Origin of the sequence: Sphingosinithalassobacter sp. LHW66-3 (genome assembly GCF_050703275.1) — a bacterium.
Taxonomy (GTDB): domain Bacteria; phylum Pseudomonadota; class Alphaproteobacteria; order Sphingomonadales; family Sphingomonadaceae; genus Sphingomonas.
Map to the genome: position 1 here is coordinate 1,574,181 of NZ_CP193482.1, position 26,944 is coordinate 1,601,124.

Consider the following 26,944-nt stretch of genomic DNA (forward strand, 5'->3'; position numbering starts at 1 on the left):
CTAGTCCTCCACGCCTTCGCGGCGGCGCAGAACACGCTTGCGCTCGACGCCATAGGCGTAGCCGCCCATGCTGCCGTCGGAACGCTGAACCCGATGGCAGGGGATGAGCACGGCGACATTGTTGGCGCCGCAGGCGCTGCCCGCCGCGCGGACGGCACCGGGCTTTCCGATCTCGGCGGCGAGCTGGGCATAGCTGCGCGTCTCGCCGGGCGGAATCGCGCGCAGCGCCTGCCACACCGCCTCCTGAAATGCCGTTCCCTGCACATCGAGCGGCAGATCGGCATTGCGGCCCGGCGTCTCCACTTCGGCAACGACGCGGGCGGCAAGTTCCTCCAGAGCGGCGCCGCCTGCGGCGATCTCGGCATTGGGAAAGCGCTGCACGAGCGCCGCCGAATCTTCGTCGAAGGAGACTCGGCACAACCCCTTCTCGGTGGCCGCGATCAGCAACGGCCCGAGGCTGGTCGCGGCAATGGTCCAGCGAATTGTCACACCCGCCCCGCCCTGCTTCCACGCCGACGGCGTCATGCCCAGCCGTGCACCCGCAGTCTCATAGAATCGGCTGGGTGCCGAATAGCCCGCCTCGTAGATGGCATCGGTCACGGTCGCCTCCTGGTTGAGCGCTGCGGCAGCGCGACGGGCGCGAAGCCCCCGCGCATAGGCTGCGGGCGTCACTCCCGTGGCGCGCTTGAACAGCCGGTGGAAGTGGTGCGGAGCGTAGCCGACCCGGCGGGCGAGTTCATCGAGCGGCAGTGGCGCCTCGGCGGCTTCGATCAGCGCGACCGCCTGTGCCACCGCGATCCGATCGCGCGCCACCTCATCCGGCTTGCAGCGCAGGCAGGCGCGAAATCCCGCGGCGCGCGCGGCCGCGGGATCGGCATAGAAGACCACATGTTCCCGCTTCGGCCGCCGGGCGGGACAGCTCGGCTTGCAATAAATCCGCGTCGTCGTGACGGCGCCGATCACGCGCCCGTCGTAGGAACGATCGCGGCGCTCGAAAGCGGCATACGCCTCGTCTTCGCACGGAGCCGGGAGAGCCATCATGCGAGCGGTATAGGCGTCCACCTACTACAGCGCATCCCGCCGCTTGCGATCAAAGCGGTGTGCGGACGTCGCGCCCAATCTTCCCGTTCATCGCCGCAGCAGCCGCACAATCCACGACCATCGTCCCGGACGTGGCCTTTGCGGCGGCTCCGGATCGACCGCCGCCGGCGCGGTAGCGCGCGCCAGCGCAGCCTCGAGTGCTGCAACAACTTCCTCCTGGCCGCGGAACGCCTTCTTCATAACGCTTTGCGGCAACGGCACCAGGAACTCGCAGCCATGGCGCGGGCCATCCCTGCGAATGACCTTCGCCTCGCGCGCGCCGGCACCGGCGAGTCCGATCGAAACGAGTGTCCCCACGGGGAAGTCCACGTCGCCGACGAAGCGGAAGCCCGTCCGCGAAAAATCCTCGACGATCACGTCCACCGGGGTCCCGTCCATGCCCCGGGCAGTCGTCTCGCCGTCCACGACGAAGCGGATCGCGCCGCGGCGGTCGACTTCTCCCAGCACTTCCAGTCGCGCCACCAGCACGCCGCCTTCTCCCGCCATCCGGCATCTCGCCGGAGAGCGGGAGCGTAGGTGCGGCGCAGTTAACGATCCGCCTGCATCCCGGTGCATTGACAATTCCATGCCGCACCGCCACATGGCGGACGTCGAGGCATCATGCAGCGTGATCTGGCGGGTTTCCGCCATGGCTCTGCCTCGGTCCATTTTCTGATCGGCTTCCCCCAATCACGCGGGTCGTCATTTTTTTGACCCGCCGCGCACGCGACATTTGCGTCGTGCGCCCGGCCGACATGCGAGTTTTCCATGACCGACTTCAATACCCTCGGCCTTGCCGAGACGACTCTCGCCGCGCTCGCGACCAAGGGCTACAGCCAGGCCACTCCGATCCAGGCGCAGGCGATTCCGCCGCTGCTGGAGGGGCGCGATCTGCTGGGCATCGCCCAGACCGGCACCGGCAAGACCGCCGCATTCATGCTGCCGTCGATCGAGCGGCTGATGGCATCGGGACGACGTGCCCAGCCGCGTGGCTGCCGAATGCTCGTGCTGGCGCCGACGCGTGAACTGGCGGCTCAGATCGCCGACAGCGCCCGCGATTACGCCAAGGGCACCCCGCTGCGCGTCGCCACCGTATTCGGCGGCACTTCCGTGAACAAGAACCGCCAGGAGCTTTCGCGCGGCGTCGACATCCTCGTCGCAACGCCGGGTCGCCTCGTCGACCTGATGGACGAATGCTACTGCATTCTCGCCAGCCTCGAGATCTTCGTACTCGACGAAGCCGACCAGATGATGGACCTCGGCTTCATCCACGCGCTGCGCCGGATTGTGAAGGAGCTTCCGGCGAAGCGGCAGTCGCTGTTCTTCTCGGCGACCATGCCAAAGACGATCCGCGAACTGGCGGGCCAGTTCCTCCGGTCCGACCCGGTCGAAGTGAAAGTGACGCCGGTTGCCACCACTGCCGAGCGCGTCGATCAATATGTCACTTTCGTCCGCCAGACCGAAAAACAGGCGCTGCTCACGATGGCGCTTCACGATCCGGCGATCGACCGCGCGCTCGTTTTCACGCGCACCAAGCATGGCGCGGATCGGGTAGTCCGCCTGCTCGCCGGCAACGGGATTCAGGCGAACGCCATTCACGGCAACAAGAGCCAGCCGCAGCGCGAGCGTGCGCTCGGCGAATTCCGCTCGGGCAAAGTGAAGGTGCTCGTCGCGACCGACATCGCCGCGCGCGGCATCGATGTCTCAGGCGTCAGTCACGTGTTCAATTTCGAACTACCCAATGTGCCCGAGCAATATGTGCACCGCATCGGCCGCACTGCGCGCGCCGGCAATGACGGCATCGCGATCAGCTACTGCGCGGACGACGAGCGCACCTATCTGCGGGACATCGAGAAGCTTACCCGCCAGAAGCTCACTGTAGCACCGCTGCCGCAGGACTTCGTCGCACGTGCCGAAGCGCTGGTGGCGAGTCGCGTGGCGGTGAAGCCCACTCGGGACGAAAGCAACGGCCGCCGCGGTCGCGAAATGCAGCGCGAAGGTCGTCGACCGCCGCAGGGCCAGCGCAAACCGCGTCCGGCGCATAGCGCGCGGCCCGCAGGCGAGCGCGCAGATCGCGGCGAGCGTCCGCAGCGGAACGAAGCGCGGCCGGCAGGCGAGCGTCCTGCACGGCCGCAGGGCGGCGAGCGTCGGCACGACGCGCAGCCACGCGGCGACCGGCCTAACCGCGGCGCCGGCGGCAATGCGGGCAACGGCGGCTATCGCGCCCGGTCCGGCGGCGGCCCGCGTCGTCATGGCGGCCCGGCCCAGGGCTGATCCCGCGCCGGAGCGCGTCAGCGTGTCGCGACGCGCTCCAATGCATCCTCGCGGCCCTGGATGAGGGCGAATACGCGCTCGGCAGCCTCGGCCGCCATGCCGTCGTTGCTCAACTGGGCGCCGCGTAGATACCAGTCGAGCGCCTGCTCATAATCGCCGCGAGCCTCGGCACATAGGCCGAGATCGTAGACGATCGAAGGATGATCGGGCGCAAGCGCGTTCATCTCTTCCCATGCGGCGCAGGCGGCGCCCAGATCGCGCTGCGTCAGCCGCACCACGTCGCGCTGGCGCTGCCGCAGTTCACGCGGCAGTCCGCTGCTGCTCTCGCGGAAGCGGGCGCTGTAGCGCTCGGTGCGGGGCACGAGATCGAAGCGCACGGACCTCGCGAAGCCTTCGACCGCGCCGGCGATCGTTTCCTCCACCGTCCGCGCCGGCTGTTCGCCGGGGCACCAGCTGATTTCGTCCCGGAACGGCTTGGATTCCGAATAGAGAATCCTGCCGTCATCCTCGCGCGAGAGGCGCAGATCGGCACGCACGTTCACGATGCGCCGCGTGCAATTCACATCGACGTCCTCCTCGCGCGTGCAGTCCCCGTCACCATCACGCTCGACGCAGCGCTTGCGCTTCAGCCGCACGCGCCCTTCTTCGACTCCGCTGGTCACCACTCCGGACAGCAGGCCGTCGGCCCTCGCCGCGCCGCGACGCCGCCGATCAACCACGATGTCGAAGTGAGTCGCTCCGGAAAGATCGGGTGTGAGCAACGCGCGCTCGACCGCAAGCTGAAGCTGGCGCCCGTCCTCACCGCCGAAACGCTCGATCGCAATCGAGTGCAGCATCGCCGCCTCCCGGAACGGCGCCGGGAATGTCCCGACCAATTCCACCGATTCGGCGTGCGCTGCACTGGCCCCGCCCAGCGCCAGCAGCGCGGCGATGCCGCGGCACATGCTCCAGATTGCCGTCATGACGATTCCCCCGGTTCGTTAACGGCGCGTTCCAATCGCACTCGTGGGGCATTGCCGCAAGGCTGCGGCACCCGACTTGCATCCCCCGCGGCCCGCTGCTAGCAGCCCGCGCAACCCATCGGGGGCACGAGGCGGGAGCCGGTGCAGCCCCCTTTTCGTGTGGGGCCAATTTTCCCGAGTGAGGAATTGAATCGCGTGGAGACATCCAGCGGTAACATCGGCAGCAGCATCCAGGCGAGCCTCAGCGGCCGTTACGCGACTGCGCTGTTCGATCTGGCGGCCGAATCGAAGACGATCGACGCAGTCGAGTCGAGTCTCGGCACTCTCCGTGCGGCGCTTGCCGAATCGGACGAGTTTCGCCGGCTGACCACCAGCCCGCTGGTGGCACGCGAAGAAGCGATGAAGGCAGTCGCCGCGGTAGCCGAGACGCTGAAGCTCGATCCGACGACGGCGAAGTTTCTCGGCGTGCTCGCAGAGAACCGGCGGCTCGCGCAGCTCCCCGCAGTGATCCGGGCCTATCGTGCGCTCGCGGCGCAACACCGCGGCGAGACGACTGCCGAAGTGGTGTCGGCGCATCCGCTCAGCGACGATCAGGTGCGTACGCTCGAACAGCAACTGCGCCAGCGGGTTGGTCGCGACGTCAAGCTCGACCTTTCGGTCGATCCCTCACTCCTCGGCGGCCTTGTCGTGAAGATCGGCAGCCAGATGATCGACACCTCGATCAAAACTCGTTTGAACGCACTCGCGCACGCAATGAAAGGATGACGGCGGTACCGCTGTCGGGGAAAGGCTAAGTCATGGATATTCGCGCCGCAGAAATCTCGAAGGTCATCAAGGACCAGATCGCCAGCTTCGGCACCGAAGCACAGGTTTCCGAAACCGGGCAGGTGCTGTCGGTCGGCGATGGCATCGCGCGCATCCACGGCCTCGACAATGTCCAGGCGGGTGAGATGGTCGAGTTCGCCAACGGCGTGCAGGGCATGGCGCTCAACCTCGAGGCCGACAATGTCGGCGTCGTGATCTTCGGCTCGGACGCCGAGATCAAGGAAGGCGACATCGTCAAGCGCACCGGCACCATCGTGGACGTGCCCGTCGGCAAGGGTCTGCTCGGCCGCGTGGTCGATGGCCTCGGCAATCCGATCGACGGCAAGGGCCCGATCGAATCGACCGAGCGCCGCCGCGTGGAAGTGAAGGCGCCGGGCATCATCCCGCGCAAGTCGGTGCACGAGCCGGTGCAGACCGGCCTCAAGGCGATTGACGCGCTCGTCCCGGTTGGCCGCGGCCAGCGCGAGCTGATCATCGGCGACCGTCAGACCGGCAAGTCGGCCGTCGCGATCGACACCTTCATCAACCAGCGCGAAGTCAACAAGGGCGACGACGAGAGCAAGAAGCTCTACTGCATCTACGTCGCGGTGGGCCAGAAGCGCTCGACCGTGGCGCAGATCGTCCGCCAACTCGAAGAGAATGGCGCGATGGAGTATTCCATCGTCGTCGCCGCGACTGCGTCTGAGCCCGCGCCGCTCCAGTTCCTCGCGCCCTATACCGGCTGCACGATGGGCGAGTTCTTCCGCGACAACGGCATGCATGCCGTGATCGTGTATGACGATCTTTCGAAGCAGGCGGTCGCCTATCGCCAGATGTCGCTGCTGCTGCGCCGCCCGCCGGGCCGCGAGGCCTATCCCGGCGACGTCTTCTATCTGCACAGCCGCCTGCTCGAGCGCGCGGCGAAGATGAACGAGGACCACGGCGCCGGTTCGCTCACCGCGCTGCCGATCATCGAGACGCAGGCGGGCGACGTTTCGGCGTACATCCCGACGAACGTGATCTCGATCACCGACGGCCAGATCTTCCTCGAAACCGACCTGTTCTTCGCGGGCATCCGCCCCGCAATCAACGTCGGCCTGTCGGTGAGCCGCGTCGGCGGCGCCGCGCAGACGAAGGCGATGAAAAAAGTCGCTGGCTCGATCAAGCTCGAACTGGCCCAGTATCGCGAGATGGCTGCGTTCGCGCAGTTCGGATCGGACCTCGACGCCTCGACGCAAAGGCTGCTCAACCGCGGCGCGCGGCTGACCGAGTTGCTTAAGCAGCCGCAGTTCAGCCCGATGCCGTTTGAGGAGCAGGTCGTCTCGATCTTTGCGGGCACCAACGGCTATCTCGACAGCGTGCCGGTCGACGCGGTCACCCGCTATGAAGCGGCCATGCTCGCCGACATGCGCGCCAATCACAAGGACGTGCTCGACTCGATCCGTGAGACCAAAGCGCTGTCCGATGAGACGCGCGACAAGATGAAGGCGGCACTCGACGCATTCTCGAAGACGTTCGCGTGACCTGACAATGCCGACGCTGCGTAGCTCGATCAAACAGGCCGTACTTGCCACGCTCCCCCCTCGGGTGCGGGCAGCGCGCGCCATTCGGCACCTCGATCGGCAGATGCCGCTTGAGGAGCCGGAATTGCTCGAGTTGCGCCGCTTCGTCCGGCCCGCGGACACGGCGGTTGATGTCGGCGGCAACTATGGGCTCTACACGCTGGCGCTTTCACGTCTGGCGCGCCGAGTAATCACAGTAGAGCCCAATCCGAAGCTTGCGAGCGCGCTTATCGGACTGAGGCTCCCGAACGTCGAGGTGAAGGCGATCGGGCTTTCCTCGGAAAACGGCTCCGCGACGTTGACGATGCCGGATCGTGCCGATGGCCATGCCTATGCGTCGCTCCGGGCGAATGTTCATGACGGCGGAGCGGTTCAGACGTTCACGGTTCCGATCAAGCGGCTTGATGATATGGGCTTGGGTGAGATCCAGTTCATCAAGATCGACGTCGAGGGTTTCGAGGAGCAGGTGCTCGACGGAGCAGAAGAAACGATCAGGCGGTGGCTGCCGGTCCTCCTCATCGAGCTGGAACAGCGCCATAACCCCGGCTGTGTTGGACGGGTGGCGGAGCGGCTTGTCGCGCTTGGCTATACCGGCCAGTTCTTCGATGGTTCGTGGAAGCCGCTCGCCGACTTCGACGTCGTCGCGCATCAGGATGTCGGCCGCTTGCAGGGCTTAGGTTCTGTGCCGCGGCTCGAGATGGGTTACATCAACAACTTCTTGTTCCTGCCTCCGGGCAGGACGATGGATTAACATACATGGCAAGCCTCAAGGCGCTCAAGATGCGCATCGGCTCTGTGAAGTCGACGCAGAAGATCACCAAGGCGATGAAGATGGTCGCCGCCGCAAAGCTGCGTCGCGCACAGGAGGCGGCGGAAGCCGGCCGCCCCTATGCCGAGCGGCTGGAGAGCGTGGTGGCGAGCCTCGCCTCGCGCGTGTCGCGCAGCGAATCCTCGCCGAAGCTGCTCGCCGGCACGGGCAAGGAACAGGTGCACCTGTTCGTCGTCGCCACGTCTGACAAGGGCCTGGCCGGCGCGTTCAACACCAACATCGCACGCCTTGCGCGGCGCCGCGCCGAAGAATTGCGCAAGCAGGGCAAGACGGTAAAATTCTATACAATCGGCCGCAAGGGCCGCGCAGTACTGCGCCGCCTGTACCCTGACGATCAGGTGCACGCAGTGGAGCCGGGCGACCTCGGCAAGCTGAACTTCGCCGACGCACAGGGCTATGCACAGGATCTGATCGATCGCTTCGAGGCGGGAGACTTTGACGTCGCCCATCTGTTCTACTCGACCTTCAAATCGGTGCTGACGCAGGAACCTACCGAGCAGCAGCTGATTCCGGTCGCGATTCCTGAGGCCGACGCGGTCTCGAGCGATTCCGCGACCGTCGAGTATGAACCCGGCGAAGAGGAGATCCTCGCCGATCTGCTGCCGCGCAATGTGGCCGTTCAGGTTTATCGTGCAATGCGCGAGAACGCCGCGTCCGAGCAGGGGTCCAAGATGACCGCGATGGACAACGCCACGCGAAACGCAGGCGATCTCATCAAGCGGCTCAACATCGAGTACAACCGTACGCGCCAGGCGGCGATCACCACCGAACTCGTCGAAATCATCTCGGGTGCCGAGGCGCTCTGATGCGAAACCGCGCCTTCGTCACGACGGCTTTGTGCCTGGCGCTCGCCGGGTGCGGCGGCGCGTCCGACGAAACACTGACGGTGCTGGAGAAGGAAGCGCGCCGTGCCGAGCAAGTAGCGGCGATGGACGACTGGCAACGGCTGTTCGCCGCGCCGGAGCGCACGATCGCCTATGCCAATCAATTTGGTTATAATGCGCGGCCGTACGCTGCCATTGATGGCGGCGCCGGGTTCGGCTCGACCGGCATTGATTCGCCGCTGTCCGACACTGGGGCCGAAACCCCGAACAGTACCGGATTCGCGGCGTCGGGCACGCAGGCCGATCAGATCGACCAACTGCGTTTCACGCTGGCGATCACCGATCCGGACGATGCCGCGGTGGCGAAGCAGCGCTTCGCCGACATCGTCGCCGGCTTCCTGAGCTACTATGGCTATGAGGACGCTGCGGCAGTCCGCCGAAACATCGCCGCCGAGGCGTCCGCCCGCGACGAACTCAGCCAGGCCGTGCTGGCATATGACAAGGAACCGATCGCAGGCGAAGCCGTCGAGGCTCGCCGCCTGATCGTGACAATTTCGCGCAACGGGGCTACGGCCCCGGCAACTCAAGAACCGGAAGCCCAAGGAACCGAAGATGGCAACCGCCGCTGAACTCGACCGCCCGACCACGGGCAGCAACAATGTGGGCCGCATCGCTCAGGTGATCGGCGCCGTCGTCGACGTGCAGTTCGACGAAGGCAATCTGCCCGCCATTCTTTCGGCGCTGGAGACCGACAACAACGGCAATCGGCTGGTGCTGGAAGTCGCGCAGCATCTTGGCGAGAACAGCGTCCGCTGCATCGCGATGGACGGCACCGACGGCCTCACCCGCGGGCAGGCAGTGACCGATACCGGCAGCCAGATTCGCATGCCCGTCGGTCCCAAGACGCTGGGCCGCATCATGAACGTCGTCGGCGAGCCGATCGACGAGCGCGGCCCCATCGGCGCGGAGCAGACCGCCCCGATCCACGCCAAGGCTCCCGAGTTCGTCGATCAGTCGACCGAGAGCGCGATCCTGGTCACCGGCATCAAGGTGATCGACCTGCTCGCCCCCTATGCGAAGGGCGGCAAGATCGGCCTGTTCGGCGGCGCGGGCGTGGGCAAGACCGTGCTCATCCAGGAGCTGATCAACAACATCGCGAAGGGCCATGGCGGCACCTCGGTGTTCGCGGGCGTCGGCGAACGCACCCGCGAGGGCAACGACCTGTATCACGAGTTTCTCGACGCAGGCGTGATCGCCAAGGACGCCGACGGCAATGCGATCAGCGAAGGCTCGAAGGTGGCCCTGGTCTATGGCCAGATGAACGAGCCGCCGGGCGCCCGCGCCCGCGTCGCGCTCTCGGGCCTGACGATCGCGGAATATTTCCGCGACGTCGAAGGCCAGGACGTGCTGTTCTTCGTGGACAACATCTTCCGCTTCACCCAGGCGGGCGCCGAAGTGTCGGCGCTGCTCGGCCGCATTCCCTCGGCCGTGGGCTATCAGCCGACGCTGTCGACCGACATGGGCGCGCTGCAGGAGCGCATCACCTCGACCAACAAGGGGTCGATCACCTCGGTGCAGGCAGTGTACGTGCCTGCGGACGACCTTACCGACCCGGCGCCGGCGACTTCGTTCGCTCACCTCGACGCCACGACCGTGCTCAACCGCGCGATCTCGGAGCTCGGCATCTATCCGGCGGTGGATCCGCTCGATTCCACCAGTCGCGTGCTCGAGCCGCGCATCGTCGGCCAGGAGCATTACGAGACCGCCCGCGCGGTGCAGTCGACGCTGCAGAAGTACAAGTCGCTGCAGGACATCATCGCGATTCTAGGCATGGACGAGCTTTCCGAGGAGGATAAGCTGACCGTCGCCCGCGCACGCAAGATCCAGCGTTTCCTGTCTCAGCCGTTCCATGTCGCCGAGGTGTTCACCAACATCCCCGGCAAGTTCGTCGAGCTGGAGGACACGATCCGCAGCTTCAAGGCCGTGGTGAACGGCGAATACGACCACCTGCCGGAGAGCGCCTTCTACATGGTGGGCGGCATCGACGATGCGGTCGCCAAGGCCGCCAAAATGGCGGAAGAAGCGTAAGAAGACCTGTCCTCTCCCGCTGCTCGGGAGAGGATCGCTCGCCCTAGGCGAGCTCACCCCCAGCCCCTTCCGCGCGCGGGAGGGGAGTGAGATCCGAGAATGCTGCACTTCGAACTCGTCACGCCTGAGAAGCTCGTCCGGTCCGAGGACGTGCACATGGTCGTCGTTCCCGGCACCGAAGGCGACTTTGGCGTCCTGGAAGGCCATGCGCCGTTGATGTCGACCGTGCGCGACGGCACGCTTTCGATCTATCGCACCGAGAAGGGCGAGCCCGAGACGCTGCGCATCGAAGGCGGCTTTGCCGAAGTGAACGACAAGGGCCTAACGGTCCTTGCCGAAAAGGCCGGCTGACACCCGCGGACGCTGCGGCAGGTGTTCGAGGCGGAGGCGCGCGGCACATGCCGCCGCCTCCGTTTCGCTGTCGGCCTCCGGCACTTGGCTCACTCGCCGACCGACACTGCCTTCGGGCGACGCTGCGAACGCCACAGGAACAGCCCGGCCACCACGATCAACGATGCTCCCCCCAGCGTCGCTTCGTCCGGTACATCGCCGAAGAAGGTCCAGCCGAGCGCGATCGCCACCAGCAACTGCACATAGGTCATCGGCGCGATCACCGCCGCGTTCGCGCGCGTGGTCGCCATGTAGATCAGGAAATGACCGCATGTGGCAGTGAACGCCACCAGCGCACAGCGCAGCACCACACTGATCGGCGGCCAGTCGGCGTGAAAGGCGGGAACGCCGCTGAGGTGCATCGTCACTGCCACCGCGACGAGGATCGGGGCGGCGAACAGCGCGACCAGAAGCTGCATCGCAAGCGGCGAGGCCAGCCCGGAAACCGTTCGGTTTGCCACCATCAGCACTGCCATGCCGACCGCCGCCAGCAGCGGCAATCCCGCCGCGATACCGAGCCGAGCGACTTCCGGGCGCAACACGATCAGCACGCCAGCAAAAGCAATTGCGGTCGCGATCCACACCGGACGGCCTGCCCGCTCGTTCAGGAACCAGGCAGACAAGAGCGCCGTAAGCATTGGGCTAGTGAAGGTGATCGAGGTGGCGTCGGCGAGCGGCATCAGATGCACCGCCATGAAGAAACCGAAGGTCGCCGTCGCGACTGCGCCACCGCGCAGCAGCTGAAGCTTTGGTCGCGGCAGCCTGAAGCCGCGCCGTCCTTCGACGAGTCCGACCGCTGCCGCGAGCCCCAGAAGGCCGAAGCTGTACCGCAGGGCGCCTACGGCGCTGCCCGGCCAGTGCCCAGCCATCGATTTCACCACCGCGTCGCCGAACGACAGCAGCGCGAAACCCGCCAGCGCGAAGCCGAGCCCGCGCACCACATCGTTCCTTGCGTCCATTCATCCCCCGGGTGATCGAGAGCGCGCTTCGAACGTGGTTAGGCAATTGTCAAACCTTGGCCCCTAACGCTGCACAACCGGGGTTTGGGCCGGCACAACCAGGGTTTCAGATGAGCGCTTTCGGACGACGCAACGGATTGGGTAGCGGTGGTGGCCGTCCTGCCTTCGGCGTTGCCAAGCCGATGCAGGGCGGCGCTCCGGCACGGGCTTCCGAGCCTTTGCCGGCGGGAGGTGAACAATTCCCGCCGCTCCACAATGTGCCTCTCCCGGGCGCGGAAGCGCCCGAGCTGGAATCACGGGATTTGGCGCCAAGCGCCGCAAGTTCCGATGCGATGCAGCGCCTCGCCGATCGCCAGGCGCTGACCGGCGAACAGGGCAGCTCGCGCGTCGAGGGGTTCGAAGCGTCGATCCATCGTATCAAGGAACAGGTGCTGCCGCGCCTGCTCGAGCGGGTGGACCCGGAGGCCGCCGCGACCCTCAGCAAGGATGAGCTCGCCGAGGAGTTCCGACCGATCATCGGCGAAGTGCTCGCCGAGCTGAAACTGACGCTCAACCGGCGCGAGCAGTTCGCACTGGAAAAGGTGCTCGTCGACGAGTTGCTGGGCCTCGGTCCCCTTGAGGAGCTGCTCGCCGATACTGCCATCACCGACATCATGGTGAACGGCCCTGAACAGACCTATGTCGAGCGCAAGGGCAAGCTGGAGCTCGCCAACATCAATTTCCGCGACGAGGAGCATTTGTTCCAGATCGCGCAACGCATCTGCAACTCGGTCGGCCGCCGCGTCGACCAGACCACGCCGCTGGCCGACGCCCGGCTCAAGGACGGCAGCCGCGTCAACGTGATCGTGCCGCCGCTGTCGCTGCGCGGCACTGCCATCTCGATCCGTAAGTTCTCCGCCAAGCCGATCACGCTGGACATGATGGCGCAGGGCGGCTCGATGAGCCAGAAGATGGCGACTGCGCTGAAGATCGCGGGGGCCAGCCGATTTAATGTCGTGGTGTCGGGCGGCACCGGCTCGGGCAAGACGACCATGCTCAACGCATTGTCCAAGCTGATCGACCCCGGCGAGCGCGTGCTGACGATCGAGGACGCGGCCGAGCTTCGCCTCCAGCAGCCGCACTGGCTCCCGCTCGAGACACGGCCGCCCAACCTGGAAGGTCAGGGCGAGATCACCATCCGCGACCTCGTGAAGAACGCACTACGCATGCGGCCGGACCGCATCATTCTGGGCGAGATTCGCGGCGCTGAATGCTTCGACATGTTGAGCGCGATGAATACCGGCCACGACGGGTCGATGTGTACGCTTCACTCCAACAGCCCGCGCGAGGCGCTGGCGCGTATGGAGAACATGGTGATGATGTCGGACATCAAGGTGCCGAAAGAGGCGATCAGTCGTCAGATCGCCGACTCGGTAGATCTCATCATTCAGGTGAAGCGCCTGCGCGACGGCAGCCGCCGCGTGACCAACATCACCGAAGTCATCGGCATGGAAGGCCCGGTGATCGTCACCCAAGAGCTGTTCAAATTCGAGTATCTGGACGAGAGCGCCGACGGAAAGATCATCGGCGAGTATCGCTCGATGGGACTGCGCCCCTATACGCTCGACAAGGCGCGCCAATTCGGATTCGACCAGGCGCTGCTCGAGGCCTGCCTCTGAGCGCAGTCGCAGCGCGGCCAGTCGTTCGCCGATCGCAGTGCGCTCTGCATTGCGCTATTCTTGCCGGCATGGCTGTGCTCGCCGCCCTGTTAGCGATTCTGATGCCGGTGGCACAGGCGACGTCGCCGGCATCTGCTTCGCCGGAAACCGTCCTGGCGCCCGATGCGGAAGCACACTGGGTTCCCTTCGAACTGACGCCGCACAATCAGATCCGTTTTGCAATGACGCTCAACGGCCACGCCGCAAGCGCACTGCTCGACACTGGGTTGAGCGATACGGTCGCGTCGATCGAGTTCGGCGAAGTCGCCGGCCTGCGTCCCACGGTTGCGAGTCAAGCCGAAGCGATCGGCGGACGTGTCGCGATCCGCTGGGCGGCAAGCGGCCAAATCGAGATCGGCGGCCTGAAGCGGCTCGGTGGCCGACTGGCGCTCGCCGACCTGTCGGCGCTCGGCGGCGGCACGCACAGCGTCGATCTGCTGGTAGGCAGCGACATCCTCTCCTGCTGCGCACTGGAGATCGACTATGACTCGCGACGCTTCCGCATCTTGCCTACGGGCCGCCTTCCGTTTCGAGGCGAAGCCGCACCCCTGCGTCTCGCGCGCGAGACGAGCACCTATGTAACTGAGCTGACGCTCGGCGGCCAACGGCTGAGGCCCCTGCTGGTCGACACCGGTGACGGATCGGCCGTAACCTTGCGACGCGCGGCTTGGAGCACCACTGGCCTCCACGCTGCGGCGCTCACCTCGACCATCGCCTTTGGTCTGGGCGGAGCCATCGAAACCGATGTCTCGATCGTGCCTGCACTGCGCGTCGGCGGGATCGACGTAGGCGAAGTCGAGGTGCGGATCGAAAGCGACGACGGCTTTTCGGCTCGGATTGGTGCTGCCGGACGGATCGGCAGCGGCCTTCTGCTGCGGTACCGCGTACTGCTCGATCCGCGCGCGGGAAGGATGGTGTTCGCTCCCGGCGCGCTCGTCGACGCGTCGCCCTTGCGCTCCACAAGCGGGCTGCTGCTCGCCTATGAGCATGGGCGGCTGAGAGTGCTGCACGTGATGCGGAACTCTCCCGCGGCGGCGAGCGGCTGGACTGGAGGCGAGCTGATCTGTGAAGCCGATGGGCGCGCGATCCGCGAAGCGGTCACTTCCGAAGGGCTGGTCGATTGGGCGGTCGGCACGCCCGGCCGGCAGCTGACGCTTCGACTCTGCGATGGCAGCGAACGGAGATTGACGCTTCAGCGCTTCTATTGATCGCTGTGCGTTCAGAAAAAGCCCAGCGCCAAGCCGCCGAGGATCACCGCAGCGATCAGCGACAGGAACTGAACCGTCGGCCAGGGGACCATGCTTACGTGGTCGATGTTGCGCCGCCGCGTCCGCCGATGCTCCGCGACGCCGGCAACTGCCGCAAGCAATACCGCTGCAACGACTCCGATCCACAGTCGTTCTTGCATCGTACCGATTCGCCCCCGATCTATCGCTCGTCCCATCTCCCAAGGAGCCGTTATGCGCCAGTCTCTCGTTGCCATCGCGTTCGCGACGACTGCCGTCGCCGTCACCAGCGTTGCAGTCGGCGCGCCGAGCTTCCAGCGCCATGAGCTCCATGCGGCCGCCAGTGCCGAAACGCGCACTCCGGCTAACAAGGCGCGCGACCGCTATCGCCATCCCGTCGAGACGCTCTCCTTTTTCGGAGTTGAGCCCGACGACACTGTGGTAGAAATCTGGCCGGGCGGCGGATGGTATACGGAGATTCTCGCGCCCTATCTGGCGGGCGGCAACGGCACGCTCTGGGCCGCAGCACCTTGGCCGAACGGCCTCAACCGCATCCGTGCGATGCAGGAGCGGGCACCGGAAACCTATGGAGCAGTGCGGCTCGCGGCATTCCCGGCGGCCGAGGGAACGCCTGCCGTTCCCGAGGGGACTGCGGATGTCGTCCTCACATTCCGCAACGTCCACAACTGGCGGATGGGCTATCAGCGCGACGGCCAGGACTATGCCGCCGAAGCCTTTTCGCAGATGTACGCGATGCTGAAGCCCGGCGGCACGCTGGGCGTGGTCGATCACCGTCTGCCCGAAGACGCGAGCGCCGAGCGCGAGACTTCGAGCGGCTATATCAAGGTCTCGACCGTGCGTCGTCTTGCGGAAGAGGCGGGGTTCGAGTTCGTCGGCGCCTCCGAAGTCAACGCAAACCCGCAGGACAGCGCCGACTGGGAAGCGGGAGTCTGGACGCTGCCGCCGTCGCTGCGCCACGGCGAGACCGACCGCGCGCGCTATGAAGCGATCGGCGAGAGCGACCGGATGACGTTGCGGTTCCGCAAGCCGGCCTGAGCCGGCACGGTCTCAGCTGCCGAGCTTTTCGACCTTGTCCTGCAGCCGGGCGAGTTCGGCGCGCAGGGCGGCGATCTCGTCGTCTTTGCTGGCGGTGGTCTCGGCGGCGCCCTCACCTCCGGCACCCGGCTTGAACGCCGCGGTTGCCGCTTCGAACATCGCCATGTTGCGCTTGGCGAGTTCGGCGAAGGGAGAGTTGGCGAACGCCCCTTCGACCGCGCTCTTGAACTGCTCCTGATTGCGGCGGAAGCTGTCCATCGACGCTTCGAGATATCCGGGGACCATCGCCTGCATGCTATCGCCGTACAGCGCGATCAGCTGCCGCAGGAAGCTTACCGGCAGCATCGTTTGGCCGCGCGATTCCTCTTCCATGATGATCTGCGTCAGCACATTGTGGGTGATGTCGTCTTCGCTCTTGGCATCGATCACCTTGAAGTCGCGCCCTTCGCGCGTCATCGCCGCGAGGTGGTCAAGCGTGATGTAGGAAGATGTTTCGGTATTGTAGAGACGCCGGTTCGCGTACTTCTTGATGATGACCGGCCCGCTCCCACTTTGATTCTTCTTCATGAGAGACCCCTGCGATTGTATGATCCGCATGTAGCACCGGAAGATGATGCATCGCAACAAGGGGATGCGCCGCATCAGCGCCCGCGCCCGCTGCCGCTGTTCCTCGAGATGTTGCGCAGCGAAACCGCAACGTCGCCGGAACGAAGAGCGGCGGCGTTGGCCGGGCTGCGCGCCTATCAGGAAGCGCCGCGTGCGGCGCTGCGGCAGGAAAAGCCGATCGTCGCCAGCGCGGGACGGGCAGTGCTGCGCGACTATGGCGGCTGGGGGCCGCCGGTCGTGTTCGTGCCGTCGCTGATCAATCCGCCCCAAATCCTCGACCTTGCGCGCGGCAATTCGCTGTTGCGCTGGCTCGCGCGGCAGGGTGTGCGGCCGATGCTGGTCGACTGGGGCACGCCGGGGCCGGAAGCGCGCGAGCAGGACGTGACCGCGCATATCGAAACGATGCTGTTGCCGCTTATCGCCGCACTGCCGCGGCCGCCGATCCTGGTCGGCTATTGCCTGGGCGGCACCATGGCGCTGATGGCGGCGTGCGCTATGAAAGTGGCCGGGCTCGCGCTGATCGCAAGCCCCTGGCACTTCAGCGGCTATGGAGAAGAACGCCCCGTCATCGATTCGATCTGGCACTACGCCGAATCGGGGTGCGCACGGCTCGGCCTGGTGCCGATGGAAGTGCTGCAGGCGGGTTTCTGGCAGCTCGATCCGGAGCGCACCATCGCCAAATTCGAGCGGTTCGCCACGCTGCCGCCCGGCAGTGCGGCGGCACGCGCCTTCGTAGCACTGGAGGATTGGGCGAACGATGGAGCGCCGCTCACCTATGCCGCCGGACGACAGATGTTCGACGACTTCTTCGATGCGGATCTGCCCGGCCGCGGCGACTGGCGCATCGGCGGCGTGGCGGCATCTCCCAAGATGCTCGACTGCCCCGCGGCCGAATTCGTGGCGACCGGCGACCGAATCGTTCCCGCCGCGACTGCCGCAAATCTGGCGGTTCAGCGTCAGGTGGCTGCCGGTCACGTCGGCATGGTGATCGGCAGCCGGGCGCGCGCCGAACTGTGGGAGCCGCTCGCCGACTGGCTAAGGGAATGCTCCGCGACTAGATAGCGCGCAACCAGAACCGAAGCGCAGGAGTCGCCCGCAATGTCCGACATCGTCATCGTCGCCGCCAAACGTACCCCCGTGGGAAGCTTTCTCGGCGCCTTCGCCGGAACGCCCGCCCATGAGCTGGGGCGCGCAGCGATCGAGGCCGCGCTGGCACAGGCCGGCGTCTCCGGCGAAGACGTGTCCGAAGTGATCCTCGGCCAGGTGCTCACGGCCGCTCAAGGGCAGAACCCTGCCCGGCAGGCATCGATGGCGGCGGGTATCCCCAAGGAGATCGCGGCCTGGGGCGTCAATCAAGTGTGCGGATCGGGGCTGCGCGCAGTCGCGCTCGCCTATCAGGCGGTCAAGACCGGCGACGCGCGGATCGTTGTTGCCGGGGGGCAGGAGAATATGTCGATGAGCCCGCATGCCCAGGCGCTGCGCGCCGGCGCCAAGATGGGCGACGTCAGCCTGATCGACACGATGATCAAGGACGGGCTGACCGACGTGTTCAACGGCTATCACATGGGCATCACCGCCGAGAATCTGGCGGCGCAGTTCGAGGTGAGCCGCGAGGCGCAGGACACGTTCGCCGTCCGGTCGCAGAACCTGGCCGAGAAGGCGCGCGCCGAGGGACGTTTCAAGGACGAGATCGTGCCGGTGACGGTGAAAGGCCGCAAGGGCGACACGATCGTCGCCGACGACGAGTATATCCGGGCCGGCGCGACGATCGAGGGCGTTGCCGGGCTGCGGCCGGCGTTCAAGAAGGACGGCACCGTCACTGCGGCCAATGCCAGCGGCATCAACGACGGCGCCGCCGCGCTGGTGGTGATGACGGCCGAGGAAGCGAACCGCCGCGGGCTGACGCCGCTGGCGCGGATCGCCAGCTGGGCGAGCGCCGGAGTCGATCCGTCGATCATGGGCATCGGCCCGGTCCCCGCCACCCGGAGGGCGCTGGAGAAGGCGGGCTGGTCGATCGGCGAGCTCGACCTGATCGAAGCGAACGAGGCGTTCGCGGCGCAGGCGCTGTCGGTCGGCAAGGAACTGGGCTGGGACGCCGACAAGGTGAACGTCAATGGCGGCGCGATCGCCATTGGCCACCCGATCGGCGCGAGCGGGGCGCGGGTGCTGACCACGCTGCTCTACGAGATGGGCAAGCGCGACGCCAAGAAGGGCCTCGCCACGCTGTGCATCGGCGGCGGCATGGGCATCGCCATGTGCGTCGAGCGCTGATCGACGCAGTCGCTTCGCCTCGGCCGGGTCAGCTCCAGATCCGGTCGAAGCGGGCGCCCAGGCCGGTCAGCAGCTCATATTGCGACAGGCCGCTCACCGCCGCGGTTTCGGGCAGGCGATAGTCGAGCGCGACCCAATCGCCCTCGCCCAGTGACGGCGCCGCACCGACGTCGACCGCCAGCAGATCCATCGACACGCGGCCGAGGACCGGCAGCGCCGCATCGCCCGCCCGCGCCATCCCCTTGCCCGAAAAGCAGCGCAGATAGCCGTCGGCATAGCCGATGTTGAGGATCGCCACTTCCATCGCGGCAGGCGCGGTGAAAGTGGCGTTGTAGCCGACGCTCTCTCCTGCCCCGACGCGGCGGCGCTGGAGGATCTGCGCCTCGGGCGTGACCACCTGACGGATCGCGGCATGCTCCGGCCGCTGGCGGCCGCCGTAGAGCGCGATGCCTGGCCGGGTCAGCCCGAAGCCATAGTCCGGCCCCAGCGCGATCCCCGCCGAATTGGCGAGGCTGAGCCGCCGCGCCGACGTCTTCCCCTCCAGCGCCGCCAGCGCGTCGCGCTGCCGGGCGTTGCGCGGCACATCCTCGTCGGCGCAGGCGAGATGGCTCATCAGCGTTTCGATCCGCAGCCCCTCGAGCAGCCCGTCGGCAACGTCCCGCGGCGCGATGCCGAGCCGGTTCATCCCGGTATCGACCATTACGTCGCACGCCCCCCCGCCCGCGTCGCGCCAGCGGCGGACCTGCGCCGGGGTGCAGAGCACCGGCCGGGCATAAGCGGGACGCTTCGCCGCCATATCCTCGGCCCGGAGGCCGTGCAGCACCGACACCGCGACGCCGAGATCGGCGAGCTGGGCGGCTTCGGCCCAGGTCGACACGAAAAAGTCCCGGCATCCCGCCGCCGCCAGCCGCGCCACCACCTCGCGCGCGCCGAGGCCATAGCCGTTCGCCTTCACCGCGGCACCGCAGGCGGCGGGCCCGCTCATCGCATCCAGCGTGCGCCAGTTGGCGACGAGCGCGGAGGAATCGAGGCGCAGGCGGAGCGGAGACGCGGTCATGCCCGCCCGGTTAGCGGCGCCACCGCTGCCGCGCCAGTGGTAGCGCTCAGTGCCAGCGGTCAGCCGCGCGCCGCCGGCCGGTGGGTTTCCTTCAACCCGAAGAAGGTGACGATCAGCGCCAGCGCGACCACCCCCATGGTGTACCACAGCCCGGCATAGGGATCGCCCGTGGTGGCGACGATATACTGGCTGATGAACGGCAGGAATCCGCCGAAATAGCCGGTGCCGACATGATAGGGGATCGACATCGAGCTGTAGCGGATGCGCGGCGGAAACATCTCGGCCAGCAGCGCCGCCACCGGGCCGAAGGTGGCGCCCGACAGCGCGCTGAGCGCGACGATCGCGGCAAGGATCACGAGGATGTTGCCGAGCGGCGGGACCACCGGCGAGAGATCGTAGCCCGCGGCGGCGAGCTCGGCATCGAGCGCCTCGGGCCGGGTATCGGCGATCGGCCTGCCGCCGATCGTCACATCGACGTCGGACGCGCCGGCCGTGGTGTAGGCGATCCCCTTTTTCGAGAAATAGTCGAGCAGCCGCCCGCATTCGCCGGCCTGTACCGAAGCGAAGGGATCATAGCCGCACTGCGGACCCGAGACGACCACCGGGGCGCGCTGCGCGGCGGCGGCGAGCCCCGGATTGGCGACGCTGCCGATCAGCCAGAAGAGCGGGAAGAGCAGCAGCAGCGTGAGCGCATAGCCGATCACGATCGGCCGTTTGCGGCCGACCCGATCCGAGAGCCAGCCGAACAGGATGAACCAGAACAGCCCGGCGAGCGCCCCGCCGCCGGTGACGAGCTGGGCCGTCGTCGCATCGACACGCATCGGCCCCTGAAGGAACGAGAGGACCGAGAACATCGCGGTGTACCAGATCACCGTCAGCCCCGCGGCGATGCCGAACAGCGCGACGAGCAGCCGCTTCCAGTTGCCCGGATAAGTGAAGCTTTCGACGAAGGGATTGGCCGCGGTTTCTCCGGCGGCGCGCATCTGCCGGAACACCGGGCTTTCGGAAAGCTTGAGCCGCATCCACAGCGAGATCGCGAGCAGCAGGATCGAGAAGAGGAACGGCACCCGCCAGCCCCAATCGAGCCAGACATCGGCGAACAGCGCGCGCGCGATCAGCACCACCGCGAGGCTGAGCACGAAGCCGCCCGCGACGCTCGCCTGGATGAAGCTGGTGTGGAACCCGGCCCTTCCCGGCGGCGAATGTTCGGCGACATAGATGGCCGCGCCGCCATATTCGCCGCCCAGCGCCAGCCCCTGCGCAATGCGCAGCAGGATGATGAGCACCGGCGCCAGCGCGCCGATCGCGGCATAGCCGGGAATGAGGCCGATCCCCGCCGTCGCCACGCCCATCAGCGTGATCGTGACGAGGAAGGTGTATTTGCGCCCCATCCGATCGCCGAGATAGCCGAACAGGATCGCGCCGAGCGGACGGAAGGCGAACCCCACCGCAAAGGTGGCCCAGGCGAGCAACGTCGCCAGCACGTCGTTGCCCGAGGGGAAGAAGCTGGCCTGAAGAATGCCCGAGGCAGTGAGCGTGCCCCAGATGAAGAAGTCATACCATTCGAAGATGGTGCCGAGCGACGAGGCGCCGATCACCAGCTTCACGTCGTGCCGGGTCGGCTCGCCTTCCGGCACTGCGTCCGCCGCTGTCGTCCCCATCGCTCCCCCGCCCCGTTTTCCATCGCCTCCGTTTGCCGCGCCCCCGCCGTTCGATCAGAAACGGCGGATTCGCGTCGAAGGTCGCACAAAGGTCGCACCTCCGCGCGCGTGCGCCCGCCTGCACGCCCGCGCGTGCGCATGCGCGAGGGAGCAGGATACAAGCGTGGCACAGGCCGGGGCCTGTAGGACAGCGATTTCTTCGCGGCGGGGAGCGGGGCTTGTTGCGGACGGGAGCTAGGGGAGTTCGGCGGATGCGCGCCCTAATTCCGGTCATCGGAGCGCACGGTCGTCGATCTCGTGAGCGGACATTCCGACACTAATTTCTAGCACCGTTGAGGCTTCGGAAATCCGTGCGCAGCTGAGCCGAGTCAGAACCAACTGGTTGTGACACGGCGAAAACCAGAACCGGTAAGCCGATAAGTCCACTGAACATTATCACGACTCTCCGTAGTCGTAAGCCAACTCGTCCTCGGGTAGGTCGACCGTCATAACGATCGCTGCAGCAATGGGCGCAGTTCGACGATAAAGCAGACTTGCTAGCGTTTCGTCCTGCGTATCCTCGAACAAGCGGCCCTCCCGGCACCGCATCACCTCGTCCGCAATGAAAGTTTCAAGCCGCCAACCGTGGACCGCGTAAGGATCAAAGGATGTTTTTCGTCCCGGGTTTTGCATTTCGCCGAACGAGGGTGTGGTCCCGACGGGAAGTTCATCCAGGATATGGTTGACCTCCTCCCTCTTCAGCACGCGACAGCCCACTTGGTTGCCCTCCAGTGACTTGATGCCGCCAGATGCTGGATGCAGTCCAGAGCTGGGCAAGCTGGGCGGATTGTAGAGTGCGTAATAGACCGGAATACCTCGCTGATCGACGTACTCATCAATTCGCTGGACCTGCTCGCTTCCTGACGACATTGCGCCGTAAACGCACTTTTCGGTGAATGTGAACTTTCGCTGTTTGAATAGCGGCATGACCTTGTCGGTGCGATCTACTAAACGACCGATCCCAATCTCATAATCGCTCCGATCAATGCTCTCGACCGGTATTTCTTTCGAGTACAGCCGCTTGGTCTGGACCAAGGCCACTTTACGCGCGATCAATCCGCCGTGAACCCGAACGGCGATCACGACGGCTATGTCAGAGATTTCCCAACGGCCCCAATGGCGTCGCCCACCAAGCCAATGGGTCTCGATCACGAGGGCGGTTCCTGACGGAAGAATCTGTGCGCCCTGCTCATCCAGCCTTGAGACCAGATGGAAGTCCAAGCCTTCTTCATGCATGGCTGGTTGCCGCATCAACAGCTGAGATACGCGATCGTTGGCATCTGCAAACGCAGCGCGGGCTGCGTCGATGACGTCTTCTGGAAGTGTTGGAAACATGCGCCCTTGGCCCCTCGATATCTCAACCAAGTTGCCGTAGATGCAAACACGACGCAATTAAACGGTCAGCTAGACGGCCGCTTTCTGCTCATCGCAAACGGTAAGCCGCCTGTCGGCAAGCGGCCATAACTCGCCATTCCGGCAAGCGCCTCTGAACGCAGCTTTCCAACTACAATCCCCCACTTTCATCGTTCGTCGATGCCCCTCCCCCTCCTAAACCAATCACCAACCGCCGCTTTGCCTGCCGCTCGGCAGCGGCTAGGCGGGGCGGATGACGACGCCGCCCTCCTTCGACGCGATCGTGCTCGGTGCGGGCGCAGCAGGGATGCTGTGCGCGGCGAGCGCGGGGCAGCGCGGGCGGCGGGTGCTGCTGGTCGATCATAATCGCGCGGCCGGCGCCAAGATCCTGATTTCGGGGGGCGGGCGGTGCAATTTCACCAATTTGGGTACTGCGCCCGAGCGGTTCCTGTCGGCCAACCGCCATTTCGCCAAATCGGCGCTCAGCCGCTACACTCCCGCCGATTTCCTGGCGCTGGTCGAGCGGCACGGCATCGCCTGGCACAAGAAGACGCTGGGCCAGCTGTTCTGCGACGGATCGGCGCGGCAGATCGTGGCGATGCTGCACGACGAATGCGCGCGCGGCGGCGTGGAAATGGCGCTGGGCGCGCCGATCGGCGCGGTCGAGCATGGCGACGGACTGTTCCGCGTGACGCTGGACGGCCGCACGGTTGCCGCGCCGTCGCTGGTGATCGCGACCGGCGGCCCTTCGATCCCGAAGCTGGGCGCGAGCGGCTTCGCCTATGATCTCGCCCGCCGGTTCGGACTGAAAGTGATCGAGCCGCGCCCGGCGCTGGTGCCGCTGACGCTGGGTGCCGAGGAAACGCTGTTCCGCACGCTTTCGGGCGTTGCCGCGCCGGTGATCGCATCGGCGGGCAAGGCGCGGTTCGCCGAGGCCGCGCTGTTCACCCATCGCGGGCTTTCGGGCCCGGCGATCCTGCAGGTCTCGTCCTATTGGCGGCATGGCGAGCGCATCGGCGTGGATTTCGTGCCGGGGCGCGCGCCGGGCTGGCTGCGCGAGGCGAAACGCGCGAACCCGCGCGCGACGCTGCGCAGCACGCTGGCCCGCGAGCTGCCCGAGCGGCTGGCGGAGACGCTGGCGGACCGGCTGGCGCTGGGCGGCGAGCTCGCCAACCTCCGCGATCAGGCGCTGGCGGAGGCCGAAGCGGCGCTTGCCGACTGGCACTTCCACCCGAACGGCACCGAAGGCTTCGCCAAGGCCGAAGTAACGGTGGGCGGGATCAGCACCGCCGAGCTTTCATCGCAGACGATGGCGGCGAAGCGGGTGCCGGGGCTGTATGCGATCGGCGAGGCAGTGGACGTCACCGGCTGGCTGGGCGGCTACAACTTCCAATGGGCCTGGGCGAGCGGATGGGCGGCCGCGCAGGCGCTGTGACTCGGCGGCGGCGCGGACGGCTGGCCCGGCTGCGAGTGACTCAATCGAGGTTCGGCCGCAGCCAGCGCTTTGCCTGCTCGAGATCCACTGCGCGCCGGCGGGCATAATCCTCGACCTGATCCTCGCCGACGCGGGCGACGCCGAAATATTCGCTCTGCGGATGGCCGAAGTAGAAGCCGGAGACGGCGGCGGTCGGCAGCATCGCGAAGCTTTCGGTGAGGGTGATGCCGGTGTGCTCGGTGGCGTTCAGCAGCTCGAACAGCATCGGCTTCTCGCTGTGATCGGGGCAGGCCGGATAGCCGGGCGCGGGGCGGATGCCGCGATACTGCTCCTTGATGAGCGCATCGTTGGTGAGCTGCTCGCCCTGCGCATAGCCCCACAGCGTGGTGCGGACATGCTGGTGGAGCCGCTCGGCGAACGCCTCGGCCAGACGGTCGGCGAGCGCCTTCAGCAGGATGTCGCGATAATCGTCGTTCTCGGCACGGAAACGCGCGCTGTGCGAATCGATGCCGTGGATGCCGACCGCGAAGCCGCCGATCCAGTCGTCCTCGGGCGCGATGAAATCGGCGAGGCACATGTTGGCGCGCCCCTCGCGCTTGGCGATCTGCTGGCGCAGGAACGGCATGCGCATGCTGGCTTCGTTGGTGCGGTCGAGATCGGGGATGTCGCCGTGCGCGAAGGTGCCGCCGTCCTTGCTGACGCGATCCTGCACATGGCCGTGGTGGATCACCACGTCGTCGCCGTCGCGGTGGCAGGGCCAGAGGGCAGCGACGCCGCGCGCGGTGAGCCATTTCTCGGCGATCACGCGGTCGAGCATCTCCTGCGCATCGGCGAACAGGTTGCGTGCGCTTTCGCCGACGATCTCGTCGTCGAGGATCGCGGGATAATTGCCCGCCAGTTCCCAGGCGCGGAAGAAGGGCGTCCAGTCGATATAGTCGCGCAGTTCGGCCAGATCCCAGCCGTCGAACACGTGGAGGCCGGGCTGCTTTGGCGCGGGCGGCTTGAGCGCTGGGTCGATCACGAAGCCGTTCGCGCGCGCCTCGGCGAGCGGCACGAGCTTGCTCTGGCCCTTGTTGGCGCGGCTCTGGCGGACCGTTTCATATTCGTCGGCGATCTTCGCGACATAGGCGTCGCGCCCGGTGGTGCTGACCAGCGTGGTCGCCACGCCCACCGCGCGGCTGGCGTCGAGCACATGGACGACCGGCCCCTTGTATGCGGGCGCGATGCGCAGCGCGGTATGCACCTTGGACGTCGTCGCGCCACCGATCAGCAGCGGCATCGTCATTTCGGCGGCCTGCATTTCCTCGGCCACCGTCACCATCTCGTCGAGCGAGGGAGTGATGAGACCCGAGAGCCCGATCATGTCGGCGTCATTCTCGTTCGCGGCCTTGAGGATGTCGGTCCACGGCACCATCACGCCGAGGTCGACCACTTCGAAGCCGTTGCACTGCAAGACCACGCCGACGATGTTCTTGCCGATGTCGTGCACATCGCCCTTCACCGTCGCCATGATGATCTTGCCCTTGCCCTTGGCGCCGGGCTCCTTCTCCGCCTCGATATAGGGGAGCAGATGGGCGACTGCCTTCTTCATCACGCGCGCCGACTTCACCACCTGCGGCAGGAACATCTTGCCCGATCCGAACAGGTCGCCGACGACGTTCATCCCGTCCATCAGCGGGCCCTCGATCACTTCGATCGGCCGGCCGCCGCGATTGGCGACTTCCTGCCGCGCTTCCTCGGTATCGTCGACGACATGCGCGTCGATGCCCTTCACCAGCGCATGTTCCAGCCGCTTGGTCACGTTCCAGCTGCGCCACTCGGCAGCCTGTTTCTCCGCGACCGCATCGGTGCCGCGATATTTCTCGGCGAGCGCCACCAGCCGGTCGCCCGCCTCGGGATCGCGGTTGAGGATCACGTCCTCGCACGCCTGGCGCAGCTCGGGTTCGATCGCGTCATAAACGTCGAGCTGCCCGGCGTTGACGATCGCCATGTCGAGCCCGGCGGGGATGGCGTGATAGAGGAACACCGAATGCATCGCGCGACGCACCGGCTCGTTGCCGCGGAAGCTGAACGACAGGTTCGAAAGCCCGCCCGAAAAATGGACGTGCGGGCAGCGCTTGCGGATCTCCTTCACTGCCTCGATGAAATCGACCGCATAGTTGTTATGCTCCTCGATGCCGGTCGCGACCGCGAAGACATTGGCGTCGAAGATGATGTCCTCGGGCGGGAAATCGATCGTCATCAGGAGCTTGTACGCGCGCTCGCAGATCTCGACCTTGCGCGCCTGGGTATCGGCCTGCCCCACTTCGTCGAACGCCATCACGACGACGGCGGCGCCATAGTCCATGCACTTGCGCGCCTCGGCGAGAAACTTCTCCTCGCCTTCCTTCATGCTGATCGAATTGACGATCGGCTTGCCCGAGACGCACTTCAGCCCCGCCTCGATCACTTCCCATTTCGAGCTGTCGATCATGATGGGCACGCGCGCGATATCGGGCTCGGCCTGGATCAGCTTGAGGAAGGTGGTCATCGCCTCGACCGCGTCGAGCAGGCCCTCGTCCATGTTAACGTCGATCACCTGCGCGCCGTTCTCCACCTGCTGCAGCGCGACTTCGACCGCGGCGGCATAATCGCCCGCCATGATCAGCTTCTTGAAGCGCGCCGAACCGGTGACGTTGGTGCGCTCGCCGATATTGACGAAATTGGTCGAGGAGGTGGTGGTCATTTCATTCCTCAATTCCCCCTCCCGCCTGCGGGAGGGGGTAAGGGGG

Annotated in this window: 24 protein-coding genes; 14 read left to right on the forward strand and 10 right to left on the reverse strand. The window is 66.2% G+C overall.

From position 1 onward, the window contains the following. Together ada and ACQ450_RS07685 are read right to left on the reverse strand one after the other, a co-directional pair. The gene (gene ada / locus ACQ450_RS07680; protein ID WP_431471127.1) at positions 1–1,041 is read right to left on the reverse strand and encodes a bifunctional DNA-binding transcriptional regulator/O6-methylguanine-DNA methyltransferase Ada; all 1,041 of its coding nucleotides are present in this window, start codon (positions 1,039–1,041) and stop codon (positions 1–3) included. Positions 1,042–1,128: 87 nt separating this feature from the next. Continuing rightward, the gene (locus ACQ450_RS07685) at positions 1,129–1,731 is read right to left on the reverse strand and encodes a PilZ domain-containing protein (protein ID WP_431471128.1); all 603 of its coding nucleotides are present in this window, start codon (positions 1,729–1,731) and stop codon (positions 1,129–1,131) included. A 117-nt stretch (positions 1,732–1,848) separates the two neighbouring features. Here ACQ450_RS07685 and ACQ450_RS07690 point away from each other — a divergent pair, with 117 nt between their 5' ends. Next, positions 1,849–3,354, forward strand: coding sequence for a DEAD/DEAH box helicase (locus ACQ450_RS07690; protein ID WP_431471129.1), 1,506 nt, complete (start codon positions 1,849–1,851; stop codon positions 3,352–3,354). A 17-nt stretch (positions 3,355–3,371) separates the two neighbouring features. On the opposite strand, the gene ACQ450_RS07695 is transcribed toward ACQ450_RS07690, so the two are convergent. After that, positions 3,372–4,316, reverse strand: a complete 945-nt coding sequence (locus ACQ450_RS07695) for a tetratricopeptide repeat protein (RefSeq protein WP_431471130.1) — start codon at positions 4,314–4,316, stop codon at positions 3,372–3,374. A gap of 195 nt (positions 4,317–4,511) precedes the next feature. Here ACQ450_RS07695 and ACQ450_RS07700 point away from each other — a divergent pair, with 195 nt between their 5' ends. From ACQ450_RS07700 to ACQ450_RS07730, 7 genes are all read left to right on the forward strand, one after another. Next, positions 4,512–5,081 carry a F0F1 ATP synthase subunit delta gene (locus ACQ450_RS07700; protein ID WP_431471131.1) on the forward strand — a complete coding sequence of 190 codons (570 nt, stop codon included), beginning with the start codon at positions 4,512–4,514 and terminating at the stop codon, positions 5,079–5,081. Between the two features lie 32 nt (positions 5,082–5,113). Next, entirely contained in the window at positions 5,114–6,643 is a 1,530-nt protein-coding gene (gene atpA / locus ACQ450_RS07705; protein WP_431471132.1) for a F0F1 ATP synthase subunit alpha, read from the forward strand. A gap of 7 nt (positions 6,644–6,650) precedes the next feature. Further along, positions 6,651–7,433, forward strand: coding sequence for an FkbM family methyltransferase (locus ACQ450_RS07710; RefSeq protein ID WP_431471133.1), 783 nt, complete (start codon positions 6,651–6,653; stop codon positions 7,431–7,433). Positions 7,434–7,438: 5 nt separating this feature from the next. Beyond that, positions 7,439–8,317 carry a F0F1 ATP synthase subunit gamma gene (locus tag ACQ450_RS07715; protein ID WP_188056058.1) on the forward strand — a complete coding sequence of 293 codons (879 nt, stop codon included), beginning with the start codon at positions 7,439–7,441 and terminating at the stop codon, positions 8,315–8,317. 80 nt (positions 8,318–8,397) lie between these two features. Continuing rightward, positions 8,398–8,964, forward strand: a complete 567-nt coding sequence (locus tag ACQ450_RS07720) for a DUF6030 family protein (protein ID WP_431471134.1) — start codon at positions 8,398–8,400, stop codon at positions 8,962–8,964. Then, positions 8,948–10,423, forward strand: a complete 1,476-nt coding sequence (atpD, locus tag ACQ450_RS07725; RefSeq protein ID WP_188056060.1) for a F0F1 ATP synthase subunit beta — start codon at positions 8,948–8,950, stop codon at positions 10,421–10,423. Before ACQ450_RS07720 ends, atpD begins: the two co-directional genes overlap by 17 nt. A gap of 99 nt (positions 10,424–10,522) precedes the next feature. Then, positions 10,523–10,774 (forward strand): ATP synthase F1 subunit epsilon, encoded by a 252-nt coding sequence (locus ACQ450_RS07730; RefSeq protein WP_188056061.1) that lies wholly within the window; start codon positions 10,523–10,525, stop codon positions 10,772–10,774. 89 nt (positions 10,775–10,863) lie between these two features. Here ACQ450_RS07730 and ACQ450_RS07735 read toward each other — a convergent pair whose 3' ends face one another. Then, a complete protein-coding gene (locus ACQ450_RS07735) occupies positions 10,864–11,772 on the reverse strand; it encodes a DMT family transporter (RefSeq protein ID WP_431471135.1) in 909 nt (302 codons plus the stop codon). Positions 11,773–11,882: 110 nt separating this feature from the next. Here ACQ450_RS07735 and ACQ450_RS07740 point away from each other — a divergent pair, with 110 nt between their 5' ends. Both ACQ450_RS07740 and ACQ450_RS07745 read left to right on the forward strand, forming a co-directional pair. Further along, positions 11,883–13,430, forward strand: coding sequence for a CpaF family protein (locus tag ACQ450_RS07740; RefSeq protein WP_431471184.1), 1,548 nt, complete (start codon positions 11,883–11,885; stop codon positions 13,428–13,430). Between the two features lie 68 nt (positions 13,431–13,498). Beyond that, positions 13,499–14,677 carry an aspartyl protease family protein gene (locus ACQ450_RS07745; RefSeq protein ID WP_431471136.1) on the forward strand — a complete coding sequence of 393 codons (1,179 nt, stop codon included), beginning with the start codon at positions 13,499–13,501 and terminating at the stop codon, positions 14,675–14,677. Between the two features lie 11 nt (positions 14,678–14,688). On the opposite strand, the gene ACQ450_RS07750 is transcribed toward ACQ450_RS07745, so the two are convergent. After that, positions 14,689–14,877, reverse strand: coding sequence for a hypothetical protein (locus tag ACQ450_RS07750; RefSeq protein ID WP_431471137.1), 189 nt, complete (start codon positions 14,875–14,877; stop codon positions 14,689–14,691). 52 nt (positions 14,878–14,929) lie between these two features. On the opposite strand from ACQ450_RS07750, the gene ACQ450_RS07755 reads away from it, so the two are divergent. After that, a complete protein-coding gene (locus ACQ450_RS07755) occupies positions 14,930–15,751 on the forward strand; it encodes a class I SAM-dependent methyltransferase (RefSeq protein WP_431471138.1) in 822 nt (273 codons plus the stop codon). Positions 15,752–15,763: 12 nt separating this feature from the next. Here ACQ450_RS07755 and phaR read toward each other — a convergent pair whose 3' ends face one another. Beyond that, complete coding sequence (gene phaR / locus ACQ450_RS07760) at positions 15,764–16,318, reverse strand: polyhydroxyalkanoate synthesis repressor PhaR (RefSeq protein ID WP_188056401.1); 555 nt, start codon at positions 16,316–16,318, stop codon at positions 15,764–15,766. Positions 16,319–16,426: 108 nt separating this feature from the next. On the opposite strand from phaR, the gene ACQ450_RS07765 reads away from it, so the two are divergent. Both ACQ450_RS07765 and ACQ450_RS07770 read left to right on the forward strand, forming a co-directional pair. Continuing rightward, entirely contained in the window at positions 16,427–17,419 is a 993-nt protein-coding gene (locus tag ACQ450_RS07765; protein ID WP_431471139.1) for an alpha/beta fold hydrolase, read from the forward strand. 36 nt (positions 17,420–17,455) lie between these two features. Continuing rightward, the gene (locus tag ACQ450_RS07770) at positions 17,456–18,628 is read left to right on the forward strand and encodes an acetyl-CoA C-acetyltransferase (RefSeq protein ID WP_431471140.1); all 1,173 of its coding nucleotides are present in this window, start codon (positions 17,456–17,458) and stop codon (positions 18,626–18,628) included. A gap of 28 nt (positions 18,629–18,656) precedes the next feature. Here ACQ450_RS07770 and ACQ450_RS07775 read toward each other — a convergent pair whose 3' ends face one another. The 3 genes from ACQ450_RS07775 to ACQ450_RS07785 form a co-directional block, all read right to left on the reverse strand. Beyond that, on the reverse strand, positions 18,657–19,685 hold the full coding sequence (locus ACQ450_RS07775; RefSeq protein ID WP_431471141.1) for an alanine racemase: 1,029 nt from the start codon (positions 19,683–19,685) through the stop codon (positions 18,657–18,659). 59 nt (positions 19,686–19,744) lie between these two features. Further along, the gene (locus ACQ450_RS07780; RefSeq protein WP_431471142.1) at positions 19,745–21,346 is read right to left on the reverse strand and encodes an MFS transporter; all 1,602 of its coding nucleotides are present in this window, start codon (positions 21,344–21,346) and stop codon (positions 19,745–19,747) included. Positions 21,347–21,781: 435 nt separating this feature from the next. Beyond that, positions 21,782–22,720, reverse strand: coding sequence for a hypothetical protein (locus tag ACQ450_RS07785; RefSeq protein WP_431471143.1), 939 nt, complete (start codon positions 22,718–22,720; stop codon positions 21,782–21,784). A 271-nt stretch (positions 22,721–22,991) separates the two neighbouring features. On the opposite strand from ACQ450_RS07785, the gene ACQ450_RS07790 reads away from it, so the two are divergent. After that, positions 22,992–24,173, forward strand: a complete 1,182-nt coding sequence (locus ACQ450_RS07790; RefSeq protein ID WP_431471144.1) for an NAD(P)/FAD-dependent oxidoreductase — start codon at positions 22,992–22,994, stop codon at positions 24,171–24,173. 40 nt (positions 24,174–24,213) lie between these two features. On the opposite strand, the gene metH is transcribed toward ACQ450_RS07790, so the two are convergent. Then, positions 24,214–26,898, reverse strand: coding sequence for a methionine synthase (metH, locus tag ACQ450_RS07795; protein WP_431471145.1), 2,685 nt, complete (start codon positions 26,896–26,898; stop codon positions 24,214–24,216). Positions 26,899–26,944 lie beyond the last annotated feature (46 nt).

Excerpts from the sequence above, each read along its gene's own strand:
- ACQ450_RS07695 (WP_431471130.1), bottom strand. The coding sequence starts at position 4,316 with ATGACGGCAATCTGGAGCATGTGCCGCGGCATCGCCGCGCTGCTGGCG.
- ACQ450_RS07755 (WP_431471138.1), top strand. The coding sequence starts at position 14,930 with ATGCGCCAGTCTCTCGTTGCCATCGCGTTCGCGACGACTGCCGTCGCC.
- ACQ450_RS07685 (WP_431471128.1), bottom strand. The coding sequence starts at position 1,731 with ATGGCGGAAACCCGCCAGATCACGCTGCATGATGCCTCGACGTCCGCC.
- ACQ450_RS07745 (WP_431471136.1), top strand. The coding sequence starts at position 13,499 with ATGGCTGTGCTCGCCGCCCTGTTAGCGATTCTGATGCCGGTGGCACAG.
- ACQ450_RS07690 (WP_431471129.1), top strand. The coding sequence starts at position 1,849 with ATGACCGACTTCAATACCCTCGGCCTTGCCGAGACGACTCTCGCCGCG.
- ACQ450_RS07730 (WP_188056061.1), top strand. The coding sequence starts at position 10,523 with ATGCTGCACTTCGAACTCGTCACGCCTGAGAAGCTCGTCCGGTCCGAG.
- ACQ450_RS07770 (WP_431471140.1), top strand. The coding sequence starts at position 17,456 with ATGTCCGACATCGTCATCGTCGCCGCCAAACGTACCCCCGTGGGAAGC.
- ACQ450_RS07735 (WP_431471135.1), bottom strand. The coding sequence starts at position 11,772 with ATGGACGCAAGGAACGATGTGGTGCGCGGGCTCGGCTTCGCGCTGGCG.
- phaR (WP_188056401.1), bottom strand. The coding sequence starts at position 16,318 with ATGAAGAAGAATCAAAGTGGGAGCGGGCCGGTCATCATCAAGAAGTAC.
- ACQ450_RS07710 (WP_431471133.1), top strand. The coding sequence starts at position 6,651 with ATGCCGACGCTGCGTAGCTCGATCAAACAGGCCGTACTTGCCACGCTC.
- ACQ450_RS07785 (WP_431471143.1), bottom strand. The coding sequence starts at position 22,720 with ATGTTTCCAACACTTCCAGAAGACGTCATCGACGCAGCCCGCGCTGCG.
- metH (WP_431471145.1), bottom strand. The coding sequence starts at position 26,898 with ATGACCACCACCTCCTCGACCAATTTCGTCAATATCGGCGAGCGCACC.
- ACQ450_RS07715 (WP_188056058.1), top strand. The coding sequence starts at position 7,439 with ATGGCAAGCCTCAAGGCGCTCAAGATGCGCATCGGCTCTGTGAAGTCG.
- ACQ450_RS07775 (WP_431471141.1), bottom strand. The coding sequence starts at position 19,685 with ATGACCGCGTCTCCGCTCCGCCTGCGCCTCGATTCCTCCGCGCTCGTC.
- ACQ450_RS07765 (WP_431471139.1), top strand. The coding sequence starts at position 16,427 with ATGTTGCGCAGCGAAACCGCAACGTCGCCGGAACGAAGAGCGGCGGCG.
- atpD (WP_188056060.1), top strand. The coding sequence starts at position 8,948 with ATGGCAACCGCCGCTGAACTCGACCGCCCGACCACGGGCAGCAACAAT.
- ACQ450_RS07740 (WP_431471184.1), top strand. The coding sequence starts at position 11,883 with ATGAGCGCTTTCGGACGACGCAACGGATTGGGTAGCGGTGGTGGCCGT.
- atpA (WP_431471132.1), top strand. The coding sequence starts at position 5,114 with ATGGATATTCGCGCCGCAGAAATCTCGAAGGTCATCAAGGACCAGATC.
- ada (WP_431471127.1), bottom strand. The coding sequence starts at position 1,041 with ATGATGGCTCTCCCGGCTCCGTGCGAAGACGAGGCGTATGCCGCTTTC.
- ACQ450_RS07750 (WP_431471137.1), bottom strand. The coding sequence starts at position 14,877 with ATGCAAGAACGACTGTGGATCGGAGTCGTTGCAGCGGTATTGCTTGCG.
- ACQ450_RS07780 (WP_431471142.1), bottom strand. The coding sequence starts at position 21,346 with ATGGGGACGACAGCGGCGGACGCAGTGCCGGAAGGCGAGCCGACCCGG.
- ACQ450_RS07790 (WP_431471144.1), top strand. The coding sequence starts at position 22,992 with ATGACGACGCCGCCCTCCTTCGACGCGATCGTGCTCGGTGCGGGCGCA.